Genomic DNA, 16412 nt, shown 5'->3' with positions numbered 1-16412 from the left:
CATGACCGAACTCCAGCAGCAATGCGAGCTACTGCGCTCGCTCCATCGCCCGGGCAATCCGTTGCTCCTACCGAACGCCTGGGATGCGGCCACGGCGCGAGCTGTGGTCGCCGCCGGCTATCCGGTCGTCGCGACCACCAGCGGCGGAGTTGCTGCGTCCCTCGGGTACGAGGACCACGAGGGTGCGCCGGGCGACGAGATGCTCGCCGCGGCGGCGCGGATCGTGCGAGCTGTCGACGTACCGGTGTCAGTGGATGCCGAGGGCGGCTACCGGATGGAGCCGGCCGAGATTGTCGAGGCGCTGCTGGCGGTCGGTGCTGCCGGCTGCAATCTCGAGGACACCGATCATCGCGACGGTGGGCTGCGCGATCCCGGCGTACACGCTGAGTGGCTGATCGCGATTCGTGAGGCCGCGGCGGCGCGCGACTACCCGCTCGTCATCAACGCCCGGATCGACGTGTTCATCGCACCGTTCATGGCCGGCGCCGGACCGGAGGCGTACGCAGAGCTGGTGCCGGAAGCGACCGGGCGCGCGAAGGCCTACTTCGACGCGGGCGTCGATTGCGTCTACCCCATCGGTCCGTGGGAGTCGGACGGTCTCGCTGCGTTCGTTTCGGAGGTCCAGGGCCCGGTGAACATCACGTGCTGGCCGCAAGGGCAGTCGCCGGCCGAGCTGGCTTCGCTGGGAGTTGCGCGGGTGAGTTGGGCGACGTTCCTGCATGTCGATGCGATGACCCGGTTCGAGGCCCAGCTGGGCACACTCCAGGACTAGGCTGACTCGAGGCGGCTGATCGGCAGGTGCCCGAGCTGGTTGCGTGAGCTGATCTCGAGCTTCGCGTACACCTTCCGCAGGTGCCATTCCACGGTGTGCCGGCTGAGGTAGAGCTCGGCGCCGATCTCCGGGTTGGACAAGCCGTCCCGCGCGAGCCGCGCGATCTGCGACTCCTGCCGGGTGAGCACGCCATGCGGTTCCTCGCCGCGTTTGCGTGCCGTCTCGCCCGACGCGGACAGCTCTCGGCGGGCGCGCTCGGAGAACGCCTGCGCCCCGATCCGGCTGAAGATGTCGTACGCCGCGCGCAGCTGCTCACGTGCGTCGACACGGCGCCCCTCCCGACGCAGCCACTCGCCGTACGACAGGCGTGCCCGGGCGAGGTAGACGACGACGCGGGTCCGCTCGAGTCGCGCGATCGCCTCCTGGTAGCGAGCGTCGGCGGTCTCGCCGTCACTGAGCATCGCCTGCGACCAGGCCTGTACGCCGAGCGCCCAGTCGGTGCCGGCCGCCGCCGTCCGTTCCGTCAGGCGGCGCAGGGCGTCCGCGGCTTCGTCGTACGCGCCGGTGCGGGTGCCCGCTTCGATCAGCTCGATCAGAGCGAGACCGTAGATGCCGATGTCGTTGTACTGGCAGGCCACCCGCGCCTCGGCCAGCGCGGCATCGTAGTGACCGGTGGCGTTGTTCAGTACGGCGGTCGCATACCCCTTGCCGCTGATCCCCCGGCCCTCGCCTCGCTCGGTCACATCCGCGAGCTCGTTGTCGAAGGTGGCCAGGACCGCGTCCGGATCGCCGCCGCGCCAGGCCTCGAGCATCAGCGCCGGATAGCGCACGGCAGCACCGCCGGTCGCCGCGGTGATCCCATCGCCTTCCGCGAGCAGGGTGGATGCCGCCGCGAACTCGCCGGAGTTCAGATGCACGAACGCCCGATACCCGAGTGCCAGCGGCAGAGCGGTGAGCGCACCGGCCTCGCGGCACAACCGCACCGCCTTGGTGGACAGATCGTGCCATTTCGCGTCGTCCCATAGGTCGCCCGCAACGAGCCAGGGCAGCCAGAACCACCGCAGTACGTCGTTCTCGTCGTCACCAGTCGCCTGCAGGAATGCTTCGATCGCCTGTCGAAGGGGCTTGATCCCGGCCAGGTAGCCGTCCAGGTACAGCGTTGCCAGACCGTCGAGGAGAAGGTCCGCCGGCCTGTCCGCGCGTTGGGCGGGAGGAGCCTTCCGAACAGCGGCGGCGACCTCTCGTGGGCCGACCTCGGGATAGATCCGGCCCACGTAGACCGTGGCTCCGAGCGCATCGAGGTAGGTCTCGCGCGCCGCCACCACGTCGTACGGCGCGAGCTTCTCGGCAGCGTCGAGCAACGCCGGCGGCGCGTCGACACCGCGGCGTACGGCGAAGATGATCTGTGCCCGCAGCTGGGCCAACTGCGCACGGCCGAGGCCGTCGAGCGGGGCGCCTTCGGCCATAGCCAGCAGCCGCTGCGCACCTTCCAGTGCGCCTGATCCGACCTTGGCCTCGGCCGCAGCGAGCGCCCGCCGGCCACGACGGCCGGGATCCGGCGTCAGCTCCGCCGCCCGCTGGAGGAACGCGGCGGCAGCGGCGATCCCGCCGCGAGCCCGCGCGCGTCCGGCCGAGCGCTCCAACTCGTCGGCGACCGACTCGTCCAGGCCGGGCGCCGCGTGGCCGTGATGCCAGGCACGCCGATCGGCATCGAGTTCGGCGTCGGTCGCGTCAGCCAGCGCCGCATGCACCCTCAGTCGGTTGGCCGTGGGCGCAGTCCGGTAGACCGCGGACCGCACCAACGGATGCCGGAACCGAACGTAAGCGCCGAGTTCGATCAGCCCGGCCTCCTGCGCGGGAACCCCGGCCGCGATCCTCAGTCCGAGCAGGGCTGCCGCGCGCCACAGCAACGCGACGTCACCCACCGGCTCGGCTGCTGCCGTCAGCAGGAACAGCCGAGTCTCCTCCGGGAGCGCCTCGACCTGTCGCAGGAAGTTCCGTTCGAGCTGATTCGTCAGTGGCGACGCGTTCGGAAGCTCGAATCCGCCGGCGAGCTCGGCCGGGCTCAGACCGCGCGGAAGTTCGAGCAGCGCGAGCGGATTGCCCCGCGACTCGGCGATGACGCGATCCCGCACCTGGTCGTCCAGCCGCCCGGGCCACGCCGCGTCGAGCAGCCCGCGCGCGTCCCGGTCCTTGAGCCCGCTGAGGATCACTTGCGGAAGCCCGGCCAGTTCGCGCATCTCACTGGACCGCCGTACGGCGAACACCAGCCCGACCGACTCCGCCAACAGCCGGCGGGCAACGAACGCGATGGTCAGCGCCGACGCCTCGTCCAGCCACTGCGCGTCGTCGACGACGCAGATCAGCGGCTGTTCCTCCGCGGCCTCGGACAACAGCCCGAGTACTGCGAGACCGACGGCGAACCGATCCGGAGGCGTTTCCGCCCGAAGCCCGAACGCCGTCTCGAGCGCCAGCCGCTGCGGCTCGGGCAGCCGCTCCCGCAACGGAAGCATCGGCGCACACAACTGGTGCAGCCCCGCGTAGGGGAGCTCCATCTCGTACTCGACCCCGACCGCATGGGCCACCCGGCAACCGACCGCACCGTGCCGGATGTAGGCCAGCAAGGCCGACTTCCCCGCACCGGGATCGCCCCGAACCACCAGCACCTGGCTCTGCCCCGACCGCACACTCTCCACCAGCCGGTCCAGCACCAAACACTCGTCCTGCCGACCCCGCAACCCGTACCGCGGATTATCAGTCGACATGAACTTGGACGCTACAGCCGCCCACCCGCCGCTGCCAACGCTGATAAGTTCGAAAAGTTCCCTCCGTTAGTTTCTTGCGCGCACGGTGGGTGGGGCGGAAAATCACCGTACGGTCGCCCTCCACGTCCGCGTGATGCCGCTGCCCCGGTTAGGAGTGACGTGAGATTTTCGTTCCGTGCTGTCCCTGCTCTTGCCATCGGTGGGCTTGTCGCCGCGATCCTGGTTCCACAGGTTTCCGCTGGCACGCCCGCCACAACCGCTGGGTCCCCTGTGTCAGCTGAAAGCGTCAACCTCTCACTGCTGCCGGGTGCTGTCGCCTCGGCAAAGTCCCAACGCACGACCGCGCCGGCGTTGACGTACGCGCCGGCCAACGCCACCGACGTGTTCGTGCACAACGGCTGGACGTCGAACTACGCGTCGGTCGGTAACGGCTACGACCCGACCCAGGACTGGTTCCAGGTAAAGCTGGCCACGCCGTCGCCGGTGTACGAGGTGTTCACCCGGTGGACCTCGCCGGCCAAGCCGTCGGAGTACGAGCTGCAGGTGTCCACCGACGCCGACTGCCAGACGTGGACGACGGTGGCCCACGTGCTGAATCCGGCCGACAAGGATTCCCAGGTGATCGATCACCAGGATCCGGTCACGTGTGTCCGGATGCAGGCGCTCGCCACGACGTCAACCGTCGGGTACACCATCAATGAGTTCGAGCTCTGGACCGGTCCGAAGCCGCCGCCGACGGTGGGACAGATCATCCCCGTGCCGGTGAAGCAGACGCCCGGCAGCGGCCAGCCGTGGCAGCTCACGAACAAGTCCCGCATCGTCGTCTCGAGCAGCGCGCTGACCGCGACGGCCGAGGTACTCGCCGGCTACCTGCGGCCTGCCACCGGGTTCGTCCTCCCGGTCGTGACCGGTTCACCGACCACCGCTGACATCGCGCTCAGCACCGGCTCGGTCGCCGGGCTGCCGGCCGACAAGACCGCCGAGGGGTACTCGCTCACGGTGTCGAGCGGCGGCGCGAAGATCGTCGCTCCCCAGCCGCACGGCCTGTTCAACGGGTTCGCCAGCCTGCGGCAACTGTTGCCAGCGGCAATCAACGCACAGACCGAGGGAACCGGCCCGTGGACGGTCCAGCCGATCACCGTGCTGGACTACCCGCGGTACGAGCACCGCGGCCTGCAGCTGGACCCGGCGCGCAACTTCATGACCGTCGCCGAGATCCGGTCGATGATCGACCAGCTGGCCGCGCTCAAGGGTGACAAGCTGCACCTGCACCTCAGCGACTCCCAGTCCTGGCGCCTCGAGATCAAGGGCTACCCCGCCCTGGACGGCACCGGCTGCAACGGAGCCGCCTGCATCGCGGGCTTCTACACCCAGGAGGACTTCAAGGGCCTGGTGAAGTACGCCGCCGACCGCTTCATCGAGATCGTCCCCGAACTGGAAGGCCCGGCCCACGCCACGGCCGCGGTCCGCTCCCTGGGCGGCGTCGCGGTCATGGGCTGCCAGGGCCAGACGCAGACCGACCGGTTCTGCACCAACCCGAACGACCCGGCCAGCGAACGCGCCCTCGCGTTCTGGCGGGACGCGATCGCCCAGCTCGCCGCGATCTCCCCCGGACCGATCATCCACATCGGCGGCGACGAGGCCATCGGCATGCCCCACGAGGACTACAAGTGGTGGATCGGCCAGATGGAGAAGATCGTCAACGACAACGGCAAGCAGCTGATGGGCTGGAACCCGGCCCTCGAGGGCTACGCGCCGGGCTCGACGTCGATCAACCACTACTGGTCGGACTACACCGGCGGCGGTCCGCCGCTGATCAAGCCCGAGTGGTTCAACCAGCACCGTCCGGTCATCACCACCCCGGAGTGGAACGCGTATCTCGACTTCGGGTACGACGGTTCGCCCGGCCGCACGCCGCGGACCGAGCTCGACAAGGCGTACGGATGGGACCCGGAGTGGGTCTACGAGAAGTACCGCTCGGTCTGGGCCCAACCGGCGTACGGCGGCCCGAAGGCGGAGGACATCATCGGCATCGAGGCGCCCATCTGGGGCGAGCAGATGCGCGGCCTGGCCACCAACGAGTACATGGTCTTCCCGCGGCTGGCCGGGATCCTGGAGAAGGCCTGGTCGCCGAAGGTGCTGACCCAGGACTACGACTCGTACGTGCAGCGGCTCAGCGTCGCCGGACCGCGGTGGGCGTTCGCGAACGTGAACTACGGCTCGATCGCCCAGGTCAACTGGACGCCGGACTCGATGGGCACGGTCACCCGCTTCGGCGTCGACCGGACCATCACCAACGCACCGCTCGGACGTCTGGCCGCCGGCTCGATCCCGCCGGGTGAGGTCACCGCCTCGATCGACTGGGGCGACGGCTCTGCCGCCGAGACCGCCGCTGTCGCCGGACGCGACTACGTGGCAAGTCAACGCCAAGGCAGAAGCCTGATGACCGTCAGCGGGAGCCACACCTACCCCGCCGACGGGACCTACCACGGCACCGTCACCTACACCCGCCAGTCCCAGACCTGGGTCGTGCCGTTCGTCGCAACCGGCGTCCCGTCCTGTACGACGATGCTCAGCGGCACGCACAACGGCCCGCTGACCGTCTCCTCAGGCGTCGCCTGCTTCGACGGCGCCACGGTCTCCGGACCGGTATCCGTCGCCTCCGGCGCCGGGCTCTACGCCACCGGATCCGAGTTCCGCGGCCCGGTCTCAGCATCCGGCGCAGGCAACGTCCTCATCTGCGGTACGACGGTGTCCGGCCCGGTCAGCGTCTCCGGCCGGACCCGGGTCTGGCTCGGCAACCCGGCCGGCGAATGCGGACCGTCAACCATCAAGGGCCCGGTGTCGCTACAGAACAACACCGGCTCAACCGTCGTCGCCGGCAACCGCATCAGCGGCCCGCTGTCCTGCAGCGGCAACAACCCCGCCCCAACCAATGCAGGCCAACCCAACAATGTGTCGGGCCCGAAGTCGGGCCAGTGCGCCAAGCTCTGACACATAGCTGACCGAGGTCGAGCCACCGGCCGAGAGGCTGATGGCTCGACCTCGGCATGCCGGGGTCGTGTCCGGGCGACCGCTCTCCTAAGTTGTTTACAAGCGAACTGAGGAGGCGGGCTGTGGCTGAGACGGTTGCGGATGTTGTGGTGGGGACGCTGCGGGAGTCTGGGGTGCGGCGGGTTTTCGGGGTTCCTGGGGATTCGTTGAACGGGTTTACCGATGCGCTGCGGCGGGACGGGGGCGTTGCCTGGCAGCACGTGCGGCATGAGGAGGCGGCGGCGTTTGCGGCGGCCGGTGAGGCCGCGTTAACGGGTGAGCTGGCTGTTTGTGTCGGCAGTTGTGGGCCGGGGAACCTGCATCTGATCAACGGGCTGTTCGACGCGAATCGCAGCGGCGTACCCGTCCTCGCCATCGCGGCGCAGATCCCGCGTGAGGAGATCGGCGGGAGTTACTTCCAGGAGACCCGCCCGGAGGAGCTGTTCCGGCAGTGCAGTGTGTACTCCGAGCTGGTCAGCGTGCCCGAGCAGCTGCCGCGCACGCTCGCGATGGCCATGCGTGCCGCGCTCGAACGGCGTGGGGTCGCGGTTGTCGTCGTACCGGGTGAGATCTTCCTGGCTCAGGCGGAGCGTGGTGCGAAGGCGCTCGAGATCCGCGCGTCGAAGTCGATCGTCCGGCCGGCCGACGAGCCGCTCGCCGCGGCGGCCGACGTACTGAATGGTGCGAAGGCCGTGACGATCCTGGCCGGGGCGGGTTGTGCCGGGGCGCACGATCAGCTGATCGCGCTTGCGGAGGCGCTGAAGGCTCCGGTGGTGCATGCGTTCCGCGGCAAGGAGTTCGTCGAGTACGACAACCCGTACGACGTCGGCATGACCGGGCTGATCGGGTGGAGCTCGGGCTACCGGGCGATGGAGCACTGCGACGCGCTGCTGATGCTCGGCACCGACTTCCCGTACCGCCCGTTCTACCCCGACGACGTGCCGGTCGTGCAGGTCGACGTACGCGGGGAGAACATCGGCCGCCGGGTCCACGTCGACGTGGCGCTGGTCGGGACCGTCGCGGCCACGGTCGACGCGCTGCTGCCGCTGATCAAGTCGAAGAGCGACTCGGATCACCTCGACCGGATGACGGCTCATCACCGCCGCGCCCGGAGCCGGATGGACTCGCTCGCCGAGCAGGGCCGGAAGGAGTCGCCGCTGCACCCGCAGTACGTCGCCGCGACCATCAACCGGCTCGCGTCCGACGACGCGGTCTTCACGGCAGACGTCGGTACGCCGTGCATCTGGGCGGCACGCTACGTGACGATGAACGGTCGGCGTCGGCTGATCGGCTCGTTCAACCACGGCTCGATGGCGAACGCGCTGCCACATGCGATCGGCGCGCAGGCGGCGTACCCGGACCGTCAGGTGATCAGCCTGTCCGGCGACGGCGGGCTGGCGATGCTCCTCGGCGAACTGCTGACGCTCCGCCAGCAACGGCTCCCGGTCAAGGTGGTGGTTTTCAACAACGGCGCGCTGTCGTTCGTCGAGCTCGAGATGAAGGCGGCCGGCATCGTCACGTTCGCCACCGACCTCGACGACCCGGACTTCGCCGGCATCGCGAAAGCCACCGGCCTGTACGGCGCCCGCGTCGAAACCGCCGACCAACTCGAACCGGCCCTCCGCGCCGCCTTCGACCACGACGGGCCGGCCCTGGTCGACGTCATCACCGCCCGCGAAGAACTCTCCCTCCCCCCGAAGATCACCCTCGAACAGGCCAAGGGCTTCACCCTCTTCGCCACCAGAACAATCCTCTCCGGCAACGGCGGCGAACTGATCGAACTCGCAAAAACCAACCTCCGCCAACTCCAACGCGAGTAGCAGCTACGGCTTCGCTTCCTCGACCAGACGACGGTGCAGCTCGACCGTGAGGGTGTGGATCTCGCGGGTCAGCTGGGTGTTCGACTTGAGCTCGAGCTCGGACTCGCTGAAGTCGTGGTCGGCTTTGGCCTGCTGGAAAGCAGCCTGCCGGTTCTGCCCGATCATCACGAACGTCGACAAGAAGATCGCCTCGAGCGAGACGGCCAGCGTCAGCGTCGGCCACGGATTGGACTCGAAGACCAGCATCCAGACAGCGAACAGTACGACGTGCACGTACACGAAACGCATCGACCCGGCGAACGCCGTGATCTGGTCGGCGATCCGCAGTTGCAGACTCTCCGCCCGCTTGGCCGCCAACTCGACCACGACCGGGTGGTGGGGCCGCTCATGAACCAGCTTGTCTTCCACGTGACCTCCCAGGATGATGCCAGCGCTGCGGGCGAGTCCGGGCTGTGGGCTGGACCCGGGTCGTTCAGGAGAGCTGAATGTGGTTATGGACAACTCGTACTCAAGCCTGCCCAACCTGCGGGTCACGGGCGCGAACGGGATCGACTACGCGTATCGCGACGCCGGCGCCGGCGCCGGCGCCGGCGCCGGGGACGGCGTACCGCTCGTGTTGCTGCAGCACTTCCGGGGGAATCTCGACAGCTGGGACCCGGCGTTGATCGATGCGCTCGCCTCGGGGAAGCGGGTCGTCACGTTCGACAACGTCGGGGTCGGCGGATCGAGTGGTACGACGCCGCGGACCGTGGAGCAGATGGCGTCGGACGCGGTCGTGTTCCTGGAGGCCATGGAGTTCGACCAGGTCGATGTGCTCGGGTTCTCGCTCGGCAGTTTCGTCGCGCAGGCGATCGCGCTGACCCGGCCCGCCATCGTACGGCGGCTCGTGCTGGCGTCGTCAGCGCCGCAGGGCGCCGACGGAATGCACGGGTGGGCGCCCGAGGTGATCGGTGCCATCGGCAAGCATGAGACGAGTGCCGAGGAGTACTTGAGCGTCTTCTTCGCCGACTCGCCGTCGAGCATCGCGGCCGGCAAGAAGACACTGCAGGGCGTCTACGGCCGGACCGACGGCCGGGATACCGCGACCAGCTGGGAGACGCGCAATGCGCAGTACGACGCGGTCTGCACGTGGGGCATCCCCGATCACGCGGCGCTCCAGCGACTCAGCTGTCTGACGCTGCCGGTGTTCGTTGCTAACGGCAACAGTGACCCGATGATCCTGCCGCACTACTCCTATCTGCTCGCGGGCCTCATCCCCCACGCGCAGCTCAAGATCTACCCCGACTCGGCCCACGGGTTCCTGTTCCAGCATCACGCCGAATTCGCGACCGACGTCGGGAGCTTCCTCAACGGCTGAGTTGTTCGCGGGCTGCCGCGATGAGTTCCTCGTTGGTGTTCGCGTGGCCGCCCAGGCCCCAGCCGCCGGGGACGGCTTCGGTGAGCAGCACCCAGGTGCGGTCCGTGAGCGTCGGGTCGCCGGCTGCGTCCGCGATCATGCTCGTGAACCTGCTGACCACGGCGAGCTGCTTGTCACGGTCCAGAGCGCCCGCGTTCGTCAGCACCTGCACGCGGACGTAGTTCGACTCGCCGTCGACGTTCGACAGATCGCCGGCCGGCAGCTCGTGCACGAACCCGGCGGTGTTCTGCCGGAACATCGGAATGTCCGGAACCTCTTCGATGCCCATCAGGGTCGCGGCGAGATCCTTCGCCAACTGATGCTTGTCCGCAAACGTGCCGGCAGTCGCGTATACGTCGATCATGGGCATGGTCGTCCTCCTTGGCTGTGACGCCCAGCATCCGACCACGCGCACCTCGTCAGGTATCCGCAACCTGACTGCACTCTCGCGCCGGGGGCGGTAGGTTGCCGGGCATGGACTGGAAGCTTGAGTTGGTGTCGGTGCCGGTTTCGGATGTGGACCGGGCCAAGGCGTTCTACACCGAGCAGATCGGATTCGTTGCCGACCATGACCACCAGGTGACGGACGAACTCCGGTTCGTGCAGCTCACGCCGCCCGGTTCGGCGTGCTCGATCGCGCTCGGCAGCGGGATGGACCAGGCCGAGCCCGGCTCGGTCCGCGGGCTGCAGATCGTCGTCCCCGACGTGGACGCGGCGCGGGCCGAGCTGACCGGGCGTGGGGTGGAGGTGTCGGAGGTCCAGGAGTTCCCCTGGGGCCGCTTCGTCTTCTTCAGCGACCCCGACGGCAACTCCTGGGCCCTGCAACAGATCACCAACCGTTAGGGCGGTCAACAGTCTGCCGGACCAGTGCGGCGTACTCCGCTGGTGACTCCTCCCAGGCGTAGTGCCCGGTGTCGAGGACCGCGAGGTGGTTGTTCGGCAACCGCTGCGCAAGAAACTCGGCGTTCGCAAGCGGTACGACGTGATCGTTGCGAGCGCCGACGATCGTGACCGGAGTCGTGATCGTCGGGAGAAGCTCCGCCAGCTCAGGCAGCTGCGACGGGTACCGGCGTACGTAGCGCATCGACTCGACGAAGCGGTCGCCCTCGTACGACGTGAGGTAGTCGGCCCGGATCTCGTCCGGGACGCCGCCGGCGTGGGCGTTCATCGCCGCGTTGACGACGGCATGCGGGTCGACGTGCCGGTACTTGTCGAAGTCGGGGTCGACCACCCACGACAGCAGCGGCTCGCCGAGCTGGAGCGGAACGGCGACCCCGCCGGCGCCGACCACGACACCCGCGAACAGGTCGGGATGGTCCGCGGCAGCGAACAACGCGGCCGCCGTACCGACGTCGGGCGCAACGACGTACGGCCGGCCCAGCTCGAACTCGGCGACGAGGTGGCTCAGGAATTCGCCCATGGCCCGCGGCGACAGCAAGTCGTCGCGCCGTTCGGACTGGCCGAACCCGGGCAGATCCACGGCGACCACTCGGAAACGCTCGGCCAGCGTCGTCCAGATGCGATCGAAGGCGTACAGGCTCTCCGGCCAAGGGCTGGTCAGCAGGATCGTTGGCTCGTGGGAGCCCTCGCTGTCGGCGTAGCGGATCCGGACGCCGTCGACAGTACGGAACCGGACCTCGGGAATCGTGGTGGTGTTCATGTCCTCCAGACTGGCCGCGGGACAGGCAGAGTCGCGCCCGTGCAACCCACTGGTGGTCCAGGCCCGGGACGAGGCCCGTCATTGTCACTGGTGTGAGCGTGCGCCGTGGGCGAGACGGTGGTGGCAGGAACAAGGAGGTCACCATGAAGCTCTTCCGCGGGCGGCGCGAGGCCGTCGCGGTGCGCGAGGCCCAAGCAAGGCCGGACGACGGACCGGTCATCGTGCTGGTCGGCGGGCCCGACCACGACGCGCTGGACTGGGCCGCGGCCGAGGCTGCTGCGCGGGGATCCGAGCTGCAGCTCGTGTACGCGTTCCGGTGGCCGCCGCAGCTGCTCGACCCGCTGGCCAACTCCGCAGTGGATCTTCGCGCTCGGGACGATGTCGACGCGGTCCTGACCAACGCCACCCACCGCGCCCGCCGCATCGCGCCCTCGCTCCGGATCACCACCACCGCCTTCCCGGGCAGGCAGACGCAGGCCCTCATCAGCGTGGCCCGCGAGTCCGAGCGGGCCCTGGTAGTGCTCGGCCACGGTCGCGGCCGCCTCGAACGGGCGCTGGCCCGCCGCCTCAACCGCCGTACGACGGCCTCGCTCGCCGTCATCGGGCTGTCGGCCGAGGGCGCCATCGGTACGTCGGCCGGCCGGGTGGTCGTCGGCGACGGGTCGCCGGACGCGGTCGGCTTCGCGTTCCGGGCCGCCCGACGCCGCGGCACCGGTCTCACGGTCGTGCAACCCACGGTGCAGGTCGAGGACGCCGTGATCATCTGGCGCATGGCGTACCCCGATGTCGACGTCCGCTGGGAGTTCGCGCCCGGCTCGATGGACAGTCTGGTCCTCTCCGAATCGGCGGGCGCCGCGCTCACGGTCCTCGGTCCGGGCCAGTCCTCGTCGTACGACGTCCTGCGGCTCGCCCGCGGTCCCGTCGTACTCGTCGGAACCACCGCTGCCTGACCGTTTGCCTTCGAGGCATTGCCGGTGAAAACCTGATCGAATGGCGGAGCGTGAATTGCGGGGGCGGCAGCACGAGCTCGCCGTGCTGGACCGGATGCTCGAGGCCGCACGCCAGGGACGCAGCGAGGCCCTGGTGCTCCGCGGCGAGGCCGGCACCGGCAAATCGGCGCTCCTCGACGCGCTGACGGCGAACGTCAAGAGCTGCATCGTCGCGCGCATCGTCGGGATCGAGTCCGAGATGGAGCTCGCCTACGCGGGCCTCTACCAGCTCTGCCGCCCGTTCCTCGACCGGATGGAGCGGCTCGCGCGCCCGCAGCACGAGGCACTGGGGATCGCGTTCGGCCAGCAGGACGGACCGGCCCCGGACCGGTTCCTGATCGGCCTCGCCGTCCTGAACCTGCTCTCCGACGCGGCATCCGAGCGGCCGGTGCTGTGCGTCATCGATGACGCACAGTGGCTCGATCTGATGTCCGCGCGGATCCTCGCGTTCGTCGCCCGGCGGCTCGAGGCTGAGTCCGTCGTGATGGTGTTCGCCGTTCGCGACGGGGTGGACCACGAGCTGACCGGGTTCAACGAGCTAGAGATCCGCGGCCTCGACGACGCCGACGCGCGGGCCCTGCTCGACTCGGTCCTGCCCGGACCGGTGGACCCGCGGGTCCGCGACCGGATCGTCGCCGAGACCCGGGGCAACCCGCTGGCCCTGATCGAGCTCCCCCGCACCTGGACCGCGGCCGAGCTCGCCGACGGCCTCCGCAGTACGACGCTCGCGACCCAGATCGAGGACAGCTTCGTACGACGGGTTGAAGGACTGCCCGCCGATACCCGCCTGCTTCTGCTGGTCGCAGCGGCCGAACCGCTTGGTGACGCGACCCTGCTCTGGCGCGCGGTCGAGCAACTCGGTCTGGGCGCCGACCCGGCCGCGGCGGCGATCGAGGCCGGGCTGATCACGTTCGGTCAGCACATCGCCTTCCGGCACCCGCTCGTGCGCTCCGCGGCGTACCGGACGGCGACGGCGCAGGACCGGCAGGCTGTGCACCGGGCCCTGGCCGACGTCACCGATCCCGAGATCGACCCGGACCGCCGCGCCTGGCACCGCGCCCAGGCGACTGTCAGGCCCGACGAGGATGTCGCGGCCGAGCTCGAACGTTCCGCGCACCGGGCGCAGGGCCGCGGCGGCTTCTACTCCGCCGCGGTGTTCCTCCAACGCTCCGCCGAGCTGACGCCCGATCCAGGCAGCAGAGCCCAACGGATGCTGGCCGCCGCCGTCGCGAAGCGCAGCTCCGGCGCGCTCGACTCGGCCCTGGAGCTGCTCCGCGCGGTAACCGCCGGTCCCCCGGACCCGCTCCGGACGGCCGAGGCCGAACACCTCCGCGGTGAGATCGCCTTCGACCAGGGCCGTGCGCGCGAGGCCGCCAGCGGTCTGCTCGCCGCGGCCAAGCAACTCGAACCGCTCGATCCCGAGCGCTCCCGGGTCGCCTACCTCGAAGCGATGTCCGCCGCCATCTGGGCGAGCGGACCGAACGCGCCGGGCATCGTCGCCTACGCCGCAGCCGAAACCCCGCCCGTGCCTGCCGACTCCGAGTCGCCGATCGACGTTCTGCTCGAAGCCCTCGCGCTGCGCTACACCCGCGGCTACGCGGCGGCCGCGCCCCACCTCATCGCGGCTCTCGACCGGGCGCGCGCGGCGGAGGTCGGCACCGAGGACGTCGGCGACTGGTTCTGGCTCACCGGCAACCGCGGTATCGGCATCGTCGCGATCGAGGTCTGGGACCACGAGGCCGCGCTCGAGCTCGCGACCCGCCAGGAGCGGACCGCTCGCGCGACGGGTGCGCTCGTACAACTGCAGTTCGCGCTCAACTTCCGCGCCAACATGCTGTGCGCGACCGGCGATCTGGAGACCGTGGTCCGTCTCGTCGAGGAGGACGCCGGCATCGCCGCCGCGACCGGCAACCCCAGCGTCGGCACCGGCCGGCTGTTCCTCGAGGCGTACCGCGGCAACGAGACCACCGCGCGGAAGCTCATCGAGACAGCGATCCAGCGGGCGACCGACCAGAGCCAAGGCAGGGTCGCCGCGTTCGCGACGTTCACGAACGCCATCCTGCACAACAGTCTCGGCCGCTACGACATCGCCAAGGACGCCGCCCTGCAGGTGTTCGAGCAGGACGTCCTCGGGTACGACGTACTCGTCGTCAGCGAGCTGGCCGAGGCCGCCTCCAGGACCGGTGACACCAAGCTGGTCGAGACTGCCCTCGCCTGGTTGACCGAGCGGACGACCGCCACCCCGACGGACTGGGGCCTCGGCATCGAGGCACGCGTCCGCGCCCTGCTCACCTCCGACGAGAGCGGCTACGTCAAATCGATCGAGCACCTCGGCCGGACGAACCTCCGCATCGAGCTCGCCCGTTCCCACCTCCAGTACGGCGAATGGCTGCGGCGCGAAGGCCGACGGGTCGACGCCCGCGAACAGCTCCGGATCGCGCACGAGCAGCTGGACCAGATGGGTCTCGAATCCTTCGCCGAACGCGCCCGGCACGAGCTCCTCGCCACCGGCGAGACCGTCCGCAAGCGCCGCCCGGACACGCTCAACGACCTGACCGCGCAGGAGGCGCAGATCGCCGGGCTGGCCCGCGACGGGATGACCAATCCGGAGATCGCGGCCCAGATGTTCATCAGCCCGCGCACGGTTGAGTGGCATCTGCGCAAGACGTTCTCCAAGCTCGGGATCACGTCCCGCCGGCAGCTTCGGGGTGCGCTGGCTCGCTGACGGACACCAGTGTGTTCCACGGGGGCGACGCCGTACGGCGGAACGCACCATGGGCCTCGTGGACAGCAAACTCGAAGCAGTCGTCGTACCCGTTTCCGATGTCGACCGGAGCCGGCATTTCTATCGTGCCCTGGGCTTCCGCCTCGACGGCGACAGAACGGTGGACGCGGGACTGCGGGTTGTTCAGCTGACCCCACCGGGCTCGTCGTGCTCGATCCTCATCGGCACGGGGCTCACCTCCGCCACGCCGGGCTCGGCCTGCGGCGTACTCGCGGTGGACGACCTCGAGTCGGCCCGCGCCGAGCTCGAGGCCTGCGGCGCGGCCCTCGGTCCCGTCTCCCGCTGCGAGACCGGTGCGGAGTACGTGGAATTGTCCGACCCTGACGGCAACCGCTGGTTGTTGACAGCCTGAAACGACGAACCGGCCGGAGCATCGTTGCTCCGGCCGGGGTTCGTGCGATGAGCGATCAGCGGGCGGCTCGCTCGATCACCTTGGTGACTGCCGCGGGCTGCGAGACCAGCACCAGGTGGGAGGCGCCGTCGATCTCGGTGATCGAGGCTCCGGCGCGCTTGGCCATGAAGCGTTCCGCGGCCGGCGCGATGGCGTGGTCACCGGTCGGGACGACCGCGTACTTCGGCAGCGCGGCAGGCGCTGTCTTCTCAACCGGCTCGCTGAACGCGGCGGCCGCGATCGGACGCTGGGCGGCGATCGCCGCGGCTCCGACCCGAGCGGGGATGTCGGCAGCCAGCACCGGGCCGGCCGTCTTCGGGTTCAGCGCGAGGTCGACGCCACCCGGGTAGCTGATCGTGTAGGTCACTGGACCGAGCTCGCTACCGGGGAACTGCGAGTTCAGCGCACCCAGCGTCTCGCCCGCCTCGGGGATGAACGCCGCCACGTAGACGAGCGACTTCACGTCCGGAGTGGAGGCCAGCTCGCTGACCAGCGCGCCGCTGTACGAGTGCCCGACGAGCACCTTCGGACCGGGGATCCCGGCGAGTACTCCGCCGAGGTACGACGTGTCGGACGCGATGCCCCGCAGCGGTACGGCCGGAGCCACGACGTTGTAGCCGTCGCCCTGGAGCCGGGTGATCACCTGGGACCAGCTGGAGCCGTCGGCGTACGCGCCGTGCAGCAGGACGATGGTCGGCTTCGGCTTCGAGACCGAACTGGTGGCTTGTGCGGTGGTCGCACCGGCGAGCAGCAGGGCTCCGCCGAGGACTGCGAGGAGTAGGTTCCTGAGCTTCTTCATTG

At 69.5% G+C, this 16412-nt stretch carries 13 protein-coding genes; 8 read left to right on the top strand and 5 right to left on the bottom strand.

Annotated features, from left to right (window positions below; genetic code table 11):
- The first annotated feature begins 1 nt into the window (after position 1).
- Entirely contained in the window at positions 2-772 is a 771-nt protein-coding gene (locus ACFWUU_RS11565; RefSeq protein ID WP_380174866.1) for an isocitrate lyase/phosphoenolpyruvate mutase family protein, read from the top strand.
- Here the strand turns inward: ACFWUU_RS11565 and ACFWUU_RS11560 are convergent.
- A complete protein-coding gene (locus ACFWUU_RS11560; protein WP_380174864.1) occupies positions 769-3537 on the bottom strand; it encodes an AAA family ATPase in 2769 nt (922 codons plus the stop codon). The two genes, ACFWUU_RS11565 and ACFWUU_RS11560, sit on opposite strands and share 4 nt — an antisense overlap.
- 270 nt (positions 3538-3807) lie before the next feature.
- On the opposite strand from ACFWUU_RS11560, the gene ACFWUU_RS11555 reads away from it, so the two are divergent.
- Complete coding sequence (locus ACFWUU_RS11555) at positions 3808-6531, top strand: family 20 glycosylhydrolase (RefSeq protein WP_380174863.1); 2724 nt, start codon at positions 3808-3810, stop codon at positions 6529-6531.
- Between the two features lie 122 nt (positions 6532-6653).
- A complete protein-coding gene (poxB, locus tag ACFWUU_RS11550; protein ID WP_380174861.1) occupies positions 6654-8390 on the top strand; it encodes a ubiquinone-dependent pyruvate dehydrogenase in 1737 nt (578 codons plus the stop codon).
- 3 nt (positions 8391-8393) lie between these two features.
- Here the strand turns inward: poxB and ACFWUU_RS11545 are convergent, their stop codons facing one another.
- Positions 8394-8798, bottom strand: coding sequence for a DUF1003 domain-containing protein (locus ACFWUU_RS11545; protein ID WP_137257212.1), 405 nt, complete (start codon positions 8796-8798; stop codon positions 8394-8396).
- A gap of 85 nt (positions 8799-8883) precedes the next feature.
- Between ACFWUU_RS11545 and ACFWUU_RS11540 the strand changes: the two genes are divergently transcribed.
- The gene (locus ACFWUU_RS11540) at positions 8884-9747 is read left to right on the top strand and encodes an alpha/beta fold hydrolase (RefSeq protein WP_380174860.1); all 864 of its coding nucleotides are present in this window, start codon (positions 8884-8886) and stop codon (positions 9745-9747) included.
- On the opposite strand, the gene ACFWUU_RS11535 is transcribed toward ACFWUU_RS11540, so the two are convergent.
- Positions 9737-10156 (bottom strand): 4-oxalocrotonate tautomerase family protein, encoded by a 420-nt coding sequence (locus ACFWUU_RS11535; RefSeq protein ID WP_380174858.1) that lies wholly within the window; start codon positions 10154-10156, stop codon positions 9737-9739. The two genes, ACFWUU_RS11540 and ACFWUU_RS11535, sit on opposite strands and share 11 nt — an antisense overlap.
- 104 nt (positions 10157-10260) lie before the next feature.
- Between ACFWUU_RS11535 and ACFWUU_RS11530 the strand changes: the two genes are divergently transcribed.
- Positions 10261-10629, top strand: a complete 369-nt coding sequence (locus ACFWUU_RS11530; protein WP_137257215.1) for a glyoxalase superfamily protein — start codon at positions 10261-10263, stop codon at positions 10627-10629.
- Here the strand turns inward: ACFWUU_RS11530 and ACFWUU_RS11525 are convergent.
- Complete coding sequence (locus ACFWUU_RS11525) at positions 10616-11446, bottom strand: alpha/beta fold hydrolase (RefSeq protein WP_380174856.1); 831 nt, start codon at positions 11444-11446, stop codon at positions 10616-10618. The genes ACFWUU_RS11530 and ACFWUU_RS11525 overlap by 14 nt on opposite strands.
- A 143-nt stretch (positions 11447-11589) precedes the next feature.
- On the opposite strand from ACFWUU_RS11525, the gene ACFWUU_RS11520 reads away from it, so the two are divergent.
- The 3 genes from ACFWUU_RS11520 to ACFWUU_RS11510 are packed head-to-tail and all read left to right on the top strand — an operon-like array spanning position 11590 to position 15572.
- Positions 11590-12396, top strand: coding sequence for a universal stress protein (locus ACFWUU_RS11520; protein WP_380174854.1), 807 nt, complete (start codon positions 11590-11592; stop codon positions 12394-12396).
- 40 nt (positions 12397-12436) lie between these two features.
- Positions 12437-15160 (top strand): AAA family ATPase, encoded by a 2724-nt coding sequence (locus ACFWUU_RS11515; protein ID WP_380174852.1) that lies wholly within the window; start codon positions 12437-12439, stop codon positions 15158-15160.
- A 58-nt stretch (positions 15161-15218) separates the two neighbouring features.
- Positions 15219-15572: a VOC family protein gene (locus tag ACFWUU_RS11510; RefSeq protein ID WP_380174850.1), complete on the top strand. Its 354-nt coding sequence runs from the start codon at positions 15219-15221 to the stop codon at positions 15570-15572.
- A gap of 55 nt (positions 15573-15627) precedes the next feature.
- Here the strand turns inward: ACFWUU_RS11510 and ACFWUU_RS11505 are convergent, their stop codons facing one another.
- Positions 15628-16410, bottom strand: coding sequence for an alpha/beta fold hydrolase (locus ACFWUU_RS11505; RefSeq protein ID WP_202877877.1), 783 nt, complete (start codon positions 16408-16410; stop codon positions 15628-15630).
- Positions 16411-16412: the final 2 nt, after the last annotated feature.

The sequence above is a fragment of the Kribbella sp. NPDC058693 genome, assembly GCF_042715335.1.
GTDB classification, from domain to species: Bacteria; Actinomycetota; Actinomycetes; order Propionibacteriales; family Kribbellaceae; genus Kribbella; species Kribbella jiaozuonensis.
The sequence above is the reverse complement of the archived record's forward strand: the minus strand, read 5'-3'. Positions and strand labels throughout refer to the sequence as shown.